This is a genomic window from cyanobacterium endosymbiont of Epithemia turgida isolate EtSB Lake Yunoko, assembly GCF_000829235.1.
Lineage (GTDB): Bacteria > Cyanobacteriota > Cyanobacteriia > Cyanobacteriales > Microcystaceae > Rippkaea.
This window is the reverse complement of record NZ_AP012549.1, coordinates 650,210-666,950: the sequence shown is the minus strand read 5'-3', so window position 1 is coordinate 666,950 and position 16,741 is coordinate 650,210. Positions and strand designations below refer to the sequence as shown.

The following is a 16,741-nucleotide window of genomic DNA, read 5'->3' as shown; positions in this document are numbered from 1 at the left end:
CTTGATAGCTCTTGTTAAGAACTGGACTCTTTTTCTTGAGTCGTGGGAACTAGCTCTTTAAAGACAATTCGTAACCAAGGGGGAGCAATAAAAGTTGTCAGAATAACCATCATAATAATGGCTGCTTCGGTGGACTGGCTTAAGGCCCCACTAGCAGCCCCCACTCCAGCAAACACTAATCCCACCTCGCCTCGCGGAATCATGCCAACGCCAATGGCAAGTTTATTGAGATGAGGCTGCCCCAAAATAGTAAATCCAGTTACCACTTTACCAATGATCGCCACGATAACTAAGAAAGCTGCGATAATTAACCCTTCTCGATTACTGGGAATAGTTGGATTTAAGACGCTTAAATCTGTTTTTGCTCCCACACATACAAAGAAAATCGGGACAAAAATATCAGAGACAGCGACAATTTGTTCTTCAAGTTCTTTTCGTTTCTCAGTTTCTGCAAGAATTAAACCAGCTGTAAAGGAACCAAGAATCGCTTCTAATTGGATCGCCTGAGCAATGTAAGATAAAACAAAAGCAAAACTTAAAGAAATCAATAGAAGTTGTCCTCTAGTCTTCATCTCATTAACTAATTTAACGTAGAGAGAACTAAACAGTCGGCCAATTAGAATCGCCCCAATTAAAAAGGCTGCAGCACTAATAATAAGATAAATAAGATTGACTACTTGAATCTCACCAGTTTTGACTAAACTACCCACAACTGCCAGAATAATAATTCCTAGGATGTCGTCTAAGACAGCCGCCCCAATAATAATTTGTCCTTCTGAAGAACTTAGACGACCAATTTCGGCCAACACCTTGGCGGTAATTCCAATGCTGGTAGCAGTCAAAGCAGCCCCCGCAAATACAGAAGGAATCATGGGAATGTTGAATAAATAGACTAAACCTAATGTCCCTAGAATAAAAGGAGTAACAACACCGACAATGGCGATAACTACTGCCTGGGGTCCAACGCGAATTAGTTCTTTAAGATTTGATTCTAAACCAATTTCAAATAATAGAATTATGATCCCTAATTCCGACAAGATAGAAATAAATTCTCCTTGAGCTGAAAATATGGCTTGTATGCTTTCGGGGTTTAAATCTGTAGTAAATTGCAAAAATTGCATGAGGGCTGAATCGTCAGCACTTGCTCCTCCTTCAGGAAAGACTAATAAACCTAGGGCTGAAACTCCGATAGCTACACCTCCAACGAGCTCTCCTAACACGGGAGGAAGATTAATCCGAAAACAGAGCTCTCCTCCGAGTTTACTGGCAAAATAAATAACCACTAAACTCAAAAGGACACCGGCTAAAATTAATGCGCCGTCAGCCTCGCCTTTATTTACTGTGGTCAACAGGGGTAGCTTAGAAACTAAGTCAAGTAGAGATAATGTCAAGGTTAGTGTACTCATCGGAATCTTTATGTTAGCTATGGTATAGTATCGGCAAAAATCATTTTGATCTACTGTACAAGTTTCTTTGAAAGATCTCCGATTTTTTTTTCGCAACTACCTTGCTGTGTAAATTTTTGTAGGATACCATAATGATCAGTCAGTTTGAGAACTTTAATTGTCATTAATCTTTACTAAAGAACAGGTAGTCAATTAAATAGGTTTGGTTCTAGATTTAACAATATTTAGCTTTTTTTGAAAAAGGGAAACATCAACTAGACAGGAAAAAATTAAACTTAGATTTTTTATGTATTTCCAGTGGATTTATGTTATTTATATTTACAAAAAATTGGATCTTCCTTGCTTAGTTTCTCGCAAAATTTTTTCTAGTTTTGGCCAATCATTATGTTCAATTAAATTAATAATCTGGTCTAATTGTTGACGATATTCTGAAAGTGAGCGTAACAATGCTTTTTGGTTGTATTCTGCTATCATTACTCCCAATTCAGGGTTTCCTCCACCGACCCTACTGGTATCTCTAAATCCTGAACTAGCTAAGTTTTTAGCTAATTCAAAAATTAAATCTTTTTTTTCTGCCAAACAAGTACTAATTAGACTAGCACTAATCATAACTGGTAAATGAGAGATCCAAGCAACTGCACAGTCATGATTTTCTGATGTACAAGTATAAACCTTAGAGCCTAATTCATTCGCTATAGTTTTAAGTGTCTCAACGTCTTTAGAGAGATTATTTTCAGTTGGAGTAATAACATAGGGAGCATTTTCGAACAATTTTTTCTGTGCTGCGTCTATTCCCTGTTCTGCAGTTCCAGCCATAGGATGTCCTCCAATAAATTTATCCCATAGCTTAGAACCTTGTTTTACAATTGACGTTTTAACCGAACCCACATCAGTAACAATTGTTTTGGCGTTTAAATAAGAAATTAACTGTTCTAACGTAGGAATAATTAATCTGATGGGAGTACAAATAAAAATGATGTCTGCATTACCTAATGATTGTAAATCAATACTAGCTTCATCCACTACTCCTCGTTCTATGGCCCGTTTACAGGTGCTTTCTTTCCGAGAAACTCCTAGAATGGTATGTCCGTGCTCTCGTAGATCTAATCCTAACGACCCCCCAATTAAACCCAGTCCAATAATTCCTATTTTCATAAATTAATACTTAAGACTGAACTATAGTTAATACGATTAATAGCTTGTTATATGTCGGATATTTATAAATTGACTGGAAAATTTAGAAAATAATTGCTAGTGCAATATTTATATGTATTACACGAAATATGATGTGTTATCTTGATTTTTCCTAAAGTATTTCGGATAGTACTCCATATTAACCAATCTAATGTAAACATAATAAACCAAGTCAGAATAAAATAGAAAAACGCTTATATTTAAGTTAACATAGAGTTAAAGTTTTTGAATTAATTATATTTATTAGGTAAAATACTAAATTTAAAATTTTACCTAATAAATATAATTGCTGATTTATCCAATTAAAATAAGCAACCAAATATTTTAATTATAGCTAATACATGATTTTGGGGAGACATAATCTTCTTTACTAGAGTTATTTTGTTAATTCTATTTTTTATATAACAGTATTTGACTATGTTAAAAACAAACTTATTCTATTTTAGAAATCTATTGATAGAGGTTTATATTAAATTTTATTAATAATTATTTTAAATACTAAAAATTAAAGTAAAAAATATTAGATTAATTCTTAAAAAGACTATTAACTCCAGTAAAATTGCTACAGGTTTTAAAATTTAGTTACAAAAGTAAAATAATTATATTGGTATCACTCCTACCCGAACTACTCTAGACTAAAAATTAATAGTATTACAAGGAAAACGTATATGAGTAATCGGTTTGATTATGATCTAGTTATTATTGGCGCGGGAGTTGGAGGTCATGGGGCAGCTGTTCATGCCGTTAATTGTGGACTAAAAACCGCTATCATTGAAGCAAAAGACATGGGAGGAACTTGTGTTAATCGAGGATGTATCCCATCTAAAGCCCTCCTAGCTGCATCAGGAAGGGTAAGAGCATTACAAAATACTCATCACCTTAAGAGTTTGGGAATTCAAGTCGATGGAGTCGGTTTTCAACGAGAATTAATCGCGGATCATGCTACTAATTTAGTTAATAAAATTCGGAGTGATCTTACTAAAAGTTTAAACCGTCTTAAAGTTAATACCATCAAAGGATGGGGGAAAATTATTGATAACCAAAGAATTAGTGTGTTGACTAATGATGAGGAAAAATTTATCACCGCAAAAGATATTATATTGTGTCCCGGGTCAGTCCCTTTTGTCCCTCATGGTATTGAAATTGATCATAAAACTGTTTTTACCAGTGATGAGGCAGTTAAATTAGAAATTCTGCCCCAGTGGATAGCAATTATTGGTAGTGGTTATATTGGGTTAGAGTTTTCAGATATCTATACCGCCTTGGGATGTGAAGTAACCATGATTGAAGCATTAGATAATCTAATGCCAGGCTTTGATCCAGATATTTCAAAAGTTGCTGAACGGGTATTAATTAAACCTCGTGATATTGAAACATATTCTGGTATATTGGCTACCAAAGTTGTTCCAGGTTCTCCTGTTACCATTGAATTAACTGATGCAAAGACAAAAGAAGTTGTAAATTTCCTAGAAGTAGATGCTTGTCTAGTAGCAACTGGACGCATGCCCGCAACGAAAAACTTGGGATTGGAAAACATTGGTATTGAAACTCAACGAGGATTTATTCCCGTTAATGAGCGCTTAGAAGTCTTATCAGACGGGAAAATTGTCCCTCACTTGTGGGCTGTGGGAGATGCAACAGGCAAAATGATGTTAGCCCATGCTGCTTCAGGACAAGGAGTGATCGCAGTAGAAAATATTTGTGGACGAGATAAAACGATTAATTATCGTAGTATTCCGGCTGCTGCTTTTACCCATCCCGAAATTAGTTATGTTGGGTTAACTGAACCCGCAGCGAGAGAATTAGGGAAAAAAGAAGGGTTTACCATAGCCTCGGTTAAGACTCATTTCAAGAGTAATTCTAAAGCCTTAGCAGAAGGGGAAACCGATGGTATTGCTAAAATAATTTATCATCAGGGTACAGGGGAAATATTGGGAGTCCATATTATTGGGATTCATGCCTCAGATTTAATTCAAGAAGCAGCCAATGCGATTGCTCAACATCAGTCTGTACGAAACTTGGCGTTTAATATTCATGCTCATCCTACTTTATCAGAAGTCATCGATGAAGCATTTAAACGGGCTGATTTAGCAATTTAATTTTGTATGGTGGGCAATGTCCACCTACTTTTTTGTACAAAAAAAGTAATAAATACACTATTTATTATTTATTTTTTAAGATGTTATCTACATTATAAAAAATTTTACTTTCTTAAAATATATAAGAAATAAAAACATAATATTCTAATTATTCAAAGTTCAAGTAATACAAAAAATTATTTTTAAAATTTTATGTGTATTAAGCCCCTTATAGATAGTGAATATAAAATCTTTTATTCTGCTGCAGTAAAATTTCTTGAATTTGAACCTGTTGATATTTTTTGAATTATTTGATACTTATACTATTAATATTTATCCTTTATAAATGTAGTGAATACTTTAAAAATTAAAGGTAATGTTTTTAAAATTACTGATCAAAAAAATATTTTATTTGTTGTATTAATAAATATAATATTAAACAATCATCAGTAAATACTTTAAGAATAAAATGAGTTTATTTAAACTAAGTCAAATTAGGAAAATCAAAAACATAATTTTACGTTATTAAATATAATAGTTAATTAGCAAATATTAAAATACAAAGCTAACTAATCCTCTGCTAAGTTTTAGCATAACTTCTCCAAACTAGCTATTAACGAAGATAAAAAATGGTCTAGCATTGTATTTTCGCTGTTACCATTAAACTCTTCTAAAGAAGACTAATTTAATTAATTTTGACTATAAATTATGATGCTTTAAATGTACTAAATCATTGCTTTTGAACATATACTTATATTTAAAGTTTTGTGTAACTTGCCTGTATAATACTAAAAAAAACAAACCATTCACTAACTTTTAAATTATGAAGCTATTAGATATTTTAAAATAATCTACTGGTGTTTTTTAGTATAAATATGATTTCTACATATAGAATATTATCTAATGTATCTAAACTATTACCAGTTTGAACTTATTAAAATTATAAATAATCTAGAGAGGATAAAAAATACCCCAATAAATATTAATTAATAATTAAAATAAGTAACGATACTTAAAATGAAATAAAAGTAATTTCTCTACGACTTAAATAAGATAAAATTAGGTCTACAAATTAGCTATTATAATCACCTCCTGTTCCATTAAATCTTAGTCTAATGTTCCTGCAGTCAGTTTTAAAATACAAATAAAAAAACATTAAATAAAATTTTTATGAGACTAACTAATAAAAATTTTATTTATCCTATTGGTAGATTTGTTAGTAGAACTAACATAAAGTAACTACTAGCTCATGCTTAAAATATAAAATCAACAAAAAAATATAAAAACAGATAAAAATTAGTATAGTTATCACTTATGATTTTACATCACAAACTTATTTTAAAGAAACTCAACTTAATCGTTCATTAGATACTGCTACTATAGCAGTTTATAACTCTACAAATGTATATGCTTCTAGGGAAATAGTACCCAAAATAGTATCTAATACTAATAAAAATAATAGTAACGGTAGTAACATAGCTCGCAAAATTTTTTTGGATAATTTTTTTTATAGTACTTTTTTCTATTAGTAAATAGATAGCAATATTCAAATATAAAAAAGATAAAATAATAACATAAAAACAAGACACCTCTGCTATCATATTCTCAGGAATCATATAACCAATAAACAAAAACTTTCTTTGTCGGTATTCTTAATTGATCAACAAGAACTACTAAGACTACACTGGAAGTAATTAATTTTTTTAAGGTTCTTGATGTAACAATTACTCATGTCGCTCATCCTTTATTGTAAGCTATGACGCAATGTAGTGGACAAGAGAATAAACCTCATGGTGACCACTATTACAGCTAAAACTCTCTGATTTTATACCAATAATAATTTCACAATTACTACTGTTGATGCTAGTCCTTCACATATTAATCCAAATAAAATTTTCATAGTTAATAGTGCTCCTTCAGCAATGACTTTTTTAAAAAAATGGAATCTAAAAATATAAAATAAGCAATGACTAACAACCTGAAATTATTATCCACAATTACAAAAATTTCTTGCGGTAAAGCAGTAAGAAAAATCAGAAAAAATTAATAGTGTCAATAATGCTGATAGGATCAAGAGGTTTTTGCCACAGTTGACCTAAGAATTAATTCTTGATAACATTGGCAGCTTTTACTAAATGTTAATCGATGTTACTGTAATTTTGCCAGAAAAACAAATATCTACATTTTTTACTTATGATCGCTGTCGTTTAATATATTCCCCTTGATAATAAGAAAATTCTCCTTTAGCTCAATAGTCTACCGGTAAGTGATGGGTGCTTCTTTCACAAAATATAATTTCAGGTTCTGAGGAACCGATCTCTAAATGAGGCAAATTGACATTCCAAAAACTTCCAAAAGATAAGGGATAATTTCACAGCTTATCCAATACTTGAGCTGTTCATTTTGTTGCTAAGTCCCAATCGATGACTAAAGGTCGCTTAAACTAATGGGAAATGGACATAGAACTCCATGCATAACTGCTTCTCTAACAACAGCTACCGTCCTTGAAATGTAGATTACACCTCTATATTTGCTCCGAGATTGATCCCTGACAGCATTCTTTAGGTAATTGAGTTAAACTTAGACAAATATAGTTTGCATGGATCACATCTACAACATATTTACACTCAGACCGCTTTTTGAGATGAATAGGTTTATTAGTCGTGACGAGGTGACCACAGTCTGAGTGTTGTTCTTTAGGAGCGACAATAACCCTTTGTTTTCCCAGGGCATTGTGTAAGGCACGAATTCCAGGAGAATCTATCCTTTCATCATTGGTCAAAACAAAAGTCATGTTGTGCCCTATTTTCTAAGTCGATGTTCAACCTTTAGCTTTTAATTTAACTTACAATTACGTTCATATAAAGCCGACACGAACTCTTTAAAAAATAAAAGTTGTTAACCTTAATATTTATATTTTATTTAAATAGACGTTGTCCTCACACAGGAATGATTTTCAAGTTTCAGAGATAAAAATCTTTACTAACTTGAGTGAGTATTCTGTTATTAAAGCATTTTGTAGTCGAATAATTTGTCTAAAACTGTACAAATTCCTAGTAAAAAGTATAACTGCTAGAGTGTAAGCTTTCTATTCAGTGAGAATTGCTGATTGAACCGTTACATTAAACTGCTTACAGATTTCTTTTTTGTGTTCTTACGTTTGATAATTACGATAAAAAAATAAAAAAATTAGCAGTATTTATCAAGTTTTTACTATAAAAGGTTATATTATAAATGAAGAAATTTAATTTCTGAGTCTAAATCATTGTCTTACTATACATCTGATAGTTTTATATATCACTAAAATCTAAAAAACATATTAATAGTTGAAAGATAAAATATAAATTTTTATTGAGATAAACCTATAGAGATTAAACAGAAAAAAAGTAGCAAAAAGTAGCTGAAATACCATGTCAATGGATTTATCCTCAATAAACTCTTTTAAATTATTTTTAAATTTAAGTAAAATCACTGAGGAGAAGAAGAATTAGTCTGCCATTGTTGGGTAGCACAATGCATACACACTGACCAACGTTTGAGTTCACCAGGAGGTGTTGGACAATGACATTGAGGACATAATGACATACCTTGTGATATCCCTTTTATTAACTCAGTCCAGCGTTGAAAAGCGATTGCTGGAGTCATTAAGCTATCAGAGACACTCTGTGGACAAGGAGCGGGAAAATCAATCTTACTTGGATGAGATGATTCGACAAAGGTGTCTGCAACCAGTTTAGAATCATGCCACTTAGCTGAGGAAAAGCGAATATCAACAAGAGGTTCTTCAGGAAATCGAGCATTAATGCTTTTGAGGAAAAGGGGGCGTTGTAACGATAAATGTTGAGCCCAAACTGAACTTGATGTAGCTACCCAGAGTAAATTTCTTTGAATGTATAGGGGTCGAGTATGAAAAACAATTTTGGGATCAATTACCTCATTCCAACATTGGCATAGACGGTAATAGCGTTGATATTGCGCCCATCCAGGTTGTGTGGTTAAAGCAGTTATTAAATGATTGAGAGAATTAAAAGCCATTAAACTTCATCCTTAATCTCCTAGTTCTATTTTAATTATGATTTGTTGTGAGACTGAACAATAAAATAATCATCCTAATGACTATTACTTCATCAACTTTTTCTAACTTATCTAGGGAAATGACTCATAATTAACGATAATGTTTGAGTTTTACTTAAAAATATGCCTTAATATTTACTTGAGAAATATGTCAATAACCAGACTAACCTATAAAGCTTTACTAATTTTTACCACAGCTATTCAGACGATGTTCCGAAAATGAGTTAAGCACATCAATATAAAGCCTGCTGACACTTATTAATAAATGCTTGTAGGGTGATTATATATACTAGAAGGTTCCCACAAAGTCGTCAACGTTGAGAAAAGTTAGCTCGAATACTTAAGTATTAGTATTGTACCTAGAAAACTTACCCTTTGCCAAAAAATTAAATCTAGTGCAAACTCTTAAAGACTACTTTCTTACTAAAGTATTCAACAATCTTATCTACTCAATCTAAATTTACTTCTGTTTATTCAACTTTTAATTCGGTTGCTGTGATGTCGAAACCCATTACTTTTCTATAACTCTCTTATAACCTAACTAAAACTTTATTACCATCTTTTTGTAACCTTGATTAATCTTAGCATCTCATCATATAAGATATTTTCTCAAATCGTTTCCTATCATTTTTACTAATACAACAGCCAAGATATGAAAATAAAAATCAGTTTTAAGCCTCTCTTATCTCTTTCTTTTATATTTTTTAATTCGTGGTTCTAGTTGATACGTGAACACTCAGCAACATCAATCAGAAAAATTATCAACAAAACACACTCATATTATTTAATTAATCTATCAGTTCCATATTTTTTTATTTCGTACTATTTCCTTATTTGTTAGATTTAATCTCAGAATATAAATTCTTAAGAGTATAAACATAATTATTTTATTTTTTTATTATATTGTTTTTTAAAATAAATTGCTTATATACACTAAATTAGTGTTTGTTAATAAAATCATATTTATTTATGTATTTTTTTACAGTTTTGTTATATTTAATTTTATTTTCTGATAGTGCAAGAGATTTTTATCTCTATTAATGGAGATGATTTTTAAGTTATCAGTAAACTTTTATAGTGGTTTTTTGATTATTTTATTAGTTGGATTTAAGGTAGGTTTATGTCTAGTCTCATGTTTTTAAAAGTTAATTTTAAAATCTACACTTAATACTCCGATAATTTAAATTTTCTCCCCTTCTGAGTATACTCAACTCCCTAAAACTAAAATCTCTCTCCCGGTTCTAATAATTCTGAGGGTTGTCAAGACTAGCAAGTACCTGAAATAATGCCTTTTTTATTTAAAAAGAAACATACTAATTAATGAGTTTATTGTTTTTCTAGGACATAAACACAAAACCTATTTATAAATACAAAATAGTGAGAATTAAATTGCTCTCACTCAACTTTCTCAACCAATTAAGCAATCAGAATATTTCCAATAGCTTAGAGTATTAGATTTAGCCAATGAACATCTATCACCAACTAATCAAGAATTCCAGGTTTAAAGTCCAACAACTATCTGAAAGGCAAAAAGAGAACTCTCAGTTCAATAACTTTAAATTGTGTCCAAAGACCTAGCAATATTTAGCAAAATCACCATTACAATAAATAATAAAGAAGTTCTAAATTATGCTAAACCTATTCTCACTAGAAACTATATGACCGACGTTCCTGTTTCTCATATTCGTAACTTCTCTATCATTGCCCATATTGACCACGGTAAGTCTACTTTGGCTGACCGTATGTTGCAAAATACTGGAACGGTAGAACAACGACAGATGAAAGAGCAATTCCTTGACAATATGGATCTAGAACGGGAGCGAGGAATTACAATCAAACTACAGGCAGCGCGAATGAACTATATTGCTAAAGACGGCGAAGAATATGTTCTTAACCTTATTGATACTCCTGGACATGTAGACTTTTCTTATGAGGTGTCCCGTTCTTTAGCAGCTTGTGAAGGAGCTTTATTGGTAGTAGACTCGTCCCAAGGAGTGGAAGCCCAAACCTTGGCTAATGTTTATTTAGCTTTGGAGAATAACTTAGAAATTATTCCTATTTTAAATAAGATTGACCTACCAGGATCTGAGCCCGAACGAGTGGCTACTGAAATTGAAGAAGTAGTAGGTCTTAATTGTAACAATATTATCAAAGCATCCGCTAAAAATGGTGTCGGAGTTGATGAAATTCTAGAGTCTATCATTCATCTAGTTCCTCCACCAGAAGATATGCTGGATCAGCCCCTGAGAGCTTTGATTTTTGATAGCTATTATGATCCTTATCGGGGAGTCATTGTTTATTTCCGCGTTATGGATGGAACTGTTAAGAATGATGATCGAATTCGGTTAATGGCCTCTGGCAAAGAATTCGATCTGGATGAATTGGGGGTTCTTTCTCCTAACCAAGTCCAAGTAAATAGTCTACACGCTGGGGAAGTAGGTTATTTGGCCGCAGCAATTAAAACAGTAGAAGATGCGCGAGTAGGAGATACGATTACTCTAGCCACAGAACCAGCCAATAAACCTCTGCCAGGCTATACTGAGGCCAAACCAATGGTCTTTTGTGGACTATTTCCTACCGATGCGGATCAATATGAAGATCTACGCGAAGCCTTAGATAAGCTTAAACTCAATGATGCAGCTTTATCCTATGAACCTGAAACCTCCAGCGCGATGGGGTTTGGTTTTCGTTGTGGTTTCTTGGGATTGCTTCACATGGAAATTGTTCAAGAAAGACTCGAAAGAGAATACAATCTTGATCTAATTACCACTGCACCATCAGTAATTTATCGCGTTACCACTGTCGATGGAGAAGTTATTAAAATTGATAATCCTAGTTTACTTCCTCCACCTCAAAAACAAGAGAAAATTGAAGAACCTTATATCCAAGTAGAAATGATTACCCCTGAAACTTATGTAGGAACATTGATGGAATTATGTCAAAGTCGCCGTGGGGTATTTAAGGATATGCGTTACTTCACTTTATCAAGAACTGCTTTGACTTATGAATTGCCTTTGGCTGAAGTGGTCACTGACTTTTTTGATCAATTAAAGTCGCGATCACGGGGTTATGCAAGTATGGAATATTATTTAATCGGTTATAGAGAAAACCCCTTAGTTAAATTAGATATTCTTGTGAATGGAGATGGAGTAGATGCTTTAGCTATAATTGTCCACCGAGATAAAGCCTATTGCGTAGGTCGTGCTCTAACAGAAAAACTTAAAGAGTTGATTCCCCGTCATCAATTTAAAGTTCCTATTCAAGCAGCAATTGGTACAAAAGTAATTGCCAGTGAACATATTCCTGCACTGCGGAAAGATGTGTTAGCTAAATGTTATGGAGGAGACATTTCTCGCAAAAAGAAACTATTACAAAAACAAGCTAAAGGAAAGAAACGAATGAAGTCTATTGGAACTGTTGATGTTCCGCAAGAAGCGTTTATGGCCGTCTTAAAATTAGAGTTATAGTAACTAGCTAGATAATAGTTAATCCCTAATAAAAGGGTTAACTATTGTTTTTAAAATTTAAACTCAAAGGTAACCTATAGAGAAATCATAGTCATGCAATGTAGCTTTTCTTGCCTTACCTTAGAAGATAATTTTTTTAAGGATGTGAAAATCTTTCTAATAACACACCCTATCCTAATTAACTAAAATAAAGAGATAATGCGCAATATATAAGCCTTTTAAAGCTTTTGACTTAAGTGATAAATATATAATCTGACTATGTTACAATATACGGGAGTTTGCGGTATGGTAGCCATCTCAGTCAGATTTTTGAAGTATATGGACAATATTCCCAATCACCTCAGTAAGATCGATGGGCAGTTAGGTAAGTTGACCATATTGGGGTTTCCGTTTGAAGAACTTGCAATTAATGCTTCCTTTGAGGAGATTATTTTTTTATTTTTATACAGCCATCTCCCTACCCAAGGTGAATTGGAGCAACTCACTGAAAAGTTATTAGGTCATCGGGATCTCGAGCCCAAGATATTAGATGTCCTAAAGAGTGTAGCTGAGAATCAGATTGAGCCAACAGAAGCCTTGCGGATTGGAGTAAGTTGCCTGTCAATGGATATGCGTTCACATCGTATGGATAAAGAAGGGATTAATGGTGCACTGAAGATAATTGCCTCAATTCCTGTAATTACTGCAACTTATTGGAGATTAATCAATGATAAAACCATAATTGCTCCTCATCCAGAATTAGGTCATGCAGCTAATTACCTCTATATGCTTACGGGACAAGATTCCTCTCCCGAGCATGTTCGAGGACTTGAAACCTATCTCAACACAGTTGTAGAACATGGACTTAACGCATCCACTTTCGCTGCACGAGTAGTCATGTCAACCCGATCAGATTTTGTCTCTGCTATAACTGCAGCTATTGGTGCGTTGAAGGGGATTCTTCACGGGGGCGCACCAGGTCCAGTCATTGAAATGTTATTAGAGATCAAAGAACCTTCGGAAATAGAGCCCTACTTACGGCATAAGTTTGAAAGTAGAGAGCGTCTAATGGGTTTTGGTCATCGCATTTATCGGGTTAAAGATCCACGAGCGGCACTTCTTTCAGAAGTAGCCGAGGATATTTGGCACCACAAGGGATCCTCCAAGTTCTGGACTCTTGCGGTTGATGTCGAGAGAATCGCTTTAAGGCTACTCAAAGAATATAAACCTCACCGAAGTATAAAAACAAACGTTGAATACCACACCGCGCTAGTTTTGCATGGACTGGATATTCCTACGCCTCTATTTACTAGTACATTTACAATTAGTCGAGTGGTGGGTTGGTTAGCTCATTGTTTTGAACAACTAGAGCATGATCGTATTATTCGTCCTAAATCTATATACACCGGACCAAGCGAACAAAAATGGTTTCCCATTACAGAGAGATAATCTAATCGACAATTTTTTCTGAAAGACTTGTAGTGACTTGGGGTACTCCCCTAATTCAAGTTATTTTCTTGAGCTAACTGTTTAAACACCCTTAAAAATAGGTAGACAGGCGTATCCAAAACTAGCCAAAAGTGTAGAGTTAATAGCACTTTATTTAGCGAACTTCTTGGAGAGTATCGTTTTGAGAAATGTTATCATCGTTATCCCTATCACAGTTAGTTAAATTTTTATTAGTTAAAGTAACACAACTAGGTACTATACAGTAAAAACGTTTGTCTTAGTCAAAATATTAACATTTTTAAATATAGGGATGTTTCCTAGATATCCTAGAAGTAAAAAGTAGAAATCCCTTGTCAAAACTCGCTACTATAGAGATGGAATATAGAGAGGGGTAATGGTAAATTTTGGGTTGAATTCGGCCAGCATTCTTGGTATATTTCTGGCGGTTGCGGGAGCTGGCTTATATTTTTTAAGATCTGTCCGCCCTGAATTATCTAGAGACCATGATATCTTTTTTGCGGCAGTAGGTTTATTATGTGGCTTGATTCTATTGTTTCAAGGATGGCGACTTGATCCTATCTTGCAGTTTGGGCAGTTTCTTCTGACTGGTTCAGTTATATTTTTTGCCGTGGAAACTATTCGACTACGAGGTGCCACAACAGAGCAAGCTAAACGAAATTTTCCTGTCGTCGATGATGAGCGTCGGGTAAGTAAAACCCGTGTCTACACAGAAGCTGAATTGGATCAACTCGAACCCTATGAAGAAGAGGCAGGATATGCTAAAAACCGCCGGTTAAGAGGGTATGAAGAACCTCGTAGTTCTTCCAAGAGTATTCGTCGTTCGACTCAATCCTATACTGATTGCGAACCTACTCGTCAACGTCGTCCTCGTCGTCCTACTTCACCCTCCCCTCAATCATATGATGCTTGGAATGATTCCTCTGATATGTGGGAGGAACGTCCCACCCCTCGTCGTCCTCGTCCAGATCATCAAGCTTCAGAAACTACTTCTAGATCTTCTAGAAAACACCCTCTTCATACCTCATCTGATCAAAACTATTATCCCAATTCTCCATCCGAAGAACCTACACCAGACAATTATGTCGATTATCAGCCCATTGATCAACCACAACGCGAACTAGGAAAGGAAAAAAATCCATCAAGTACTGATCAAGAATCAAAGATTAATGATCACTATGATGATGATTCGAATTCTACTCGTTTCGATTATTAATCTCAATTAATTCAAGTGAAAACTAGAGTAATAAAAGTAGCCCCAGGAAATTTATCCAAACTTCTTGCTAGTCAAAAATTTGGTCTATGTTTTCCGTTGCATTACTTGGTTCTATTGATTTTAATAAGTTTACTGAATTCTTGTGATTTTATTAACCATTCTCAAGCTTTGGGTGGACTTAATAGTCGCTATAATGATGGTCAACCAGCCCTAAGTGGTGATGGACGGTGGCTGGCTTTAGTTTCCAATCGTAATGGCACCAGTCAAATTTTACTTTATGATTTGCGGGGAAAACAGTTAGTCAACGTACCTGGACTGAATCAGAACAATGTTGTTCTCGACAGTCCCAGTTTAAGCCGAACAGGACGCTATCTGGTGTATGTTTCTAGTATTCGAGGACGGCCGGATATTGCTCTATATGATCGCGCCACCCGACAAGCTGAATTGTTAACCCAAGGGTATCGAAGTTGGGTCAAAAATCCTCAGATTAGCCCTGAGGGACGCTATATTGTCTTTGAAACAGCAAAGCGAGGTCAATGGGATGTTGAAGTGTTTGATCGCGGTCCTTTAATAGAGTTAGATATTCCTGATGGTGCTTCAGTCGTTAACCCTTAAATGGTGAAGTGTTTTGTCCTCATTTCGATGGCGATTTTAACCACTCTTTTAAATAGTTGTGGCAGTTATCCCCGTCTTTTGAGGTTTCCTTTTGATCCGGGGGGACGAGGATTAAATAGTCGATCTTCAGAATTAACACCACAAGTCACCTCTTCCTATATTATTTTCGTGTCTGATCGCAATGGATCTCAAGATGTTTATCTATTTAATGCACAAAAACGACAGTTGATTGATTTACCGGGACTAAATTCTCTCGATGAAGTAGCTTCTCACCCTTCAATTTCTGAAGATGGCCGCTACATTGTTTTTGCAACGAGTCGTCAGGGAAAATCAAATATTTATCTTTATGATCGCCAAAATCAACAAAAACGTAGCCTCACTGAAAATCTACAAGCAGAGGTTCGTAACCCCATGATTAATGCAGATGGTGATCGTATTGTTTTTGAGATTGCTCAAGATGGTCAATGGGATATTATGGTTTATGATCGTGCAGGAAACCCTATTGATTAACGTTTTTGTAGCATATGTTAACTCGGTTTTCTTCTCTAAAAGAAGAACAGCTAGTCTAGAAAAATCATGATAATTGTTTTGATCACTTGCTTTAAAATTGAATTTTTTAAAATTTTTTATCTTTACCACTGATGAACTATTCCTGATAAAAGTCTATAAATATTTGGAGAAGGGGGAGATAGATATGCTAAATCCTGAATAGTGATTTTACGATGGATAGCTAACACAATTAGCCTGGTTAATTCTTCTGCTTGAGACCCTATACAATACAAACTTAAAATTTCTCCATTCCACCTAGTAATAAGGTTACAAACACATGTTATTTTTTCCGTCATTTAAGTTTCATATTAGGTTTTAAGATCCTCTTCAATCACAATAATATTGGTTTGATTCTATTGTCTTGCCTCTGTTTATGTTAGTCCAATAGTATTTAAAGTAGGGTTGGTGAAAGTAACACAAGCAAAGATGACGGTAATTTACCTTAAACTAAGAAACAAATAATATATTTTAAAGGGTAATACTAGCTTCATATTTAACAATATTAGAAATATTATAACCACTAATAGCATTGCCATAAGCATAAATTTTAGTGTTAGTTATTTGTAGTTTTTTATTAACTTTAATCTTTTGAGCAGTTAATTTAACTTTTACTCCTTCTAAATTCAAGCCTTTGATATTCGGTGTGTTTTCCATGGTTATAATAATTTCATCAGATTTATTTTTTTTATTTCCAGC

The 16,741-nt window shown here is 33.8% G+C and carries 12 protein-coding genes; 6 read left to right on the top strand and 6 right to left on the bottom strand.

Annotation, left to right across the window (positions count from 1 at the left end; genetic code table 11):
• Positions 1-14 precede the first annotated feature (14 nt).
• Both ETSB_RS01905 and ETSB_RS01900 read right to left on the bottom strand, forming a co-directional pair.
• Positions 15-1,406, bottom strand: a complete 1,392-nt coding sequence (locus ETSB_RS01905) for a cation:proton antiporter (protein WP_171816376.1) — start codon at positions 1,404-1,406, stop codon at positions 15-17.
• 318 nt (positions 1,407-1,724) lie between these two features.
• Complete coding sequence (locus ETSB_RS01900; protein ID WP_044105956.1) at positions 1,725-2,561, bottom strand: prephenate/arogenate dehydrogenase; 837 nt, start codon at positions 2,559-2,561, stop codon at positions 1,725-1,727.
• 707 nt (positions 2,562-3,268) lie between these two features.
• On the opposite strand from ETSB_RS01900, the gene lpdA reads away from it, so the two are divergent.
• Positions 3,269-4,699: a dihydrolipoyl dehydrogenase gene (gene lpdA, locus ETSB_RS01895; protein WP_044105954.1), complete on the top strand. Its 1,431-nt coding sequence runs from the start codon at positions 3,269-3,271 to the stop codon at positions 4,697-4,699.
• 2,503 nt (positions 4,700-7,202) lie between these two features.
• Here lpdA and ETSB_RS10590 read toward each other — a convergent pair.
• Positions 7,203-7,472 carry a 5'/3'-nucleotidase SurE gene (locus ETSB_RS10590; RefSeq protein ID WP_332403729.1) on the bottom strand — a complete coding sequence of 90 codons (270 nt, stop codon included), beginning with the start codon at positions 7,470-7,472 and terminating at the stop codon, positions 7,203-7,205.
• Positions 7,473-8,146: 674 nt separating this feature from the next.
• Positions 8,147-8,713, bottom strand: a complete 567-nt coding sequence (locus ETSB_RS01885; RefSeq protein WP_044105953.1) for a DUF721 domain-containing protein — start codon at positions 8,711-8,713, stop codon at positions 8,147-8,149.
• A gap of 1,697 nt (positions 8,714-10,410) precedes the next feature.
• On the opposite strand from ETSB_RS01885, the gene lepA reads away from it, so the two are divergent.
• From lepA to ETSB_RS01860, 5 genes are all read left to right on the top strand, one after another.
• Positions 10,411-12,219, top strand: a complete 1,809-nt coding sequence (gene lepA, locus ETSB_RS01880; RefSeq protein WP_044107550.1) for a translation elongation factor 4 — start codon at positions 10,411-10,413, stop codon at positions 12,217-12,219.
• 318 nt (positions 12,220-12,537) lie between these two features.
• The gene (locus tag ETSB_RS01875) at positions 12,538-13,647 is read left to right on the top strand and encodes a citrate/2-methylcitrate synthase (protein ID WP_044107549.1); all 1,110 of its coding nucleotides are present in this window, start codon (positions 12,538-12,540) and stop codon (positions 13,645-13,647) included.
• A 394-nt stretch (positions 13,648-14,041) separates the two neighbouring features.
• A complete protein-coding gene (locus ETSB_RS01870) occupies positions 14,042-14,881 on the top strand; it encodes a Ycf66 family protein (RefSeq protein WP_044105952.1) in 840 nt (279 codons plus the stop codon).
• A gap of 114 nt (positions 14,882-14,995) precedes the next feature.
• Positions 14,996-15,496 carry a TolB family protein gene (locus ETSB_RS01865; protein ID WP_084220231.1) on the top strand — a complete coding sequence of 167 codons (501 nt, stop codon included), beginning with the start codon at positions 14,996-14,998 and terminating at the stop codon, positions 15,494-15,496.
• The gene (locus ETSB_RS01860) at positions 15,497-16,006 is read left to right on the top strand and encodes a TolB family protein (protein WP_044105951.1); all 510 of its coding nucleotides are present in this window, start codon (positions 15,497-15,499) and stop codon (positions 16,004-16,006) included.
• Positions 16,007-16,128: 122 nt separating this feature from the next.
• Here the strand turns inward: ETSB_RS01860 and ETSB_RS09825 are convergent, their stop codons facing one another.
• Together ETSB_RS09825 and ETSB_RS08975 are read right to left on the bottom strand one after the other, a co-directional pair.
• A complete protein-coding gene (locus ETSB_RS09825) occupies positions 16,129-16,278 on the bottom strand; it encodes a hypothetical protein (protein WP_171816375.1) in 150 nt (49 codons plus the stop codon).
• Between the two features lie 235 nt (positions 16,279-16,513).
• Complete coding sequence (locus tag ETSB_RS08975) at positions 16,514-16,699, bottom strand: hypothetical protein (RefSeq protein WP_070104599.1); 186 nt, start codon at positions 16,697-16,699, stop codon at positions 16,514-16,516.
• Positions 16,700-16,741 lie beyond the last annotated feature (42 nt).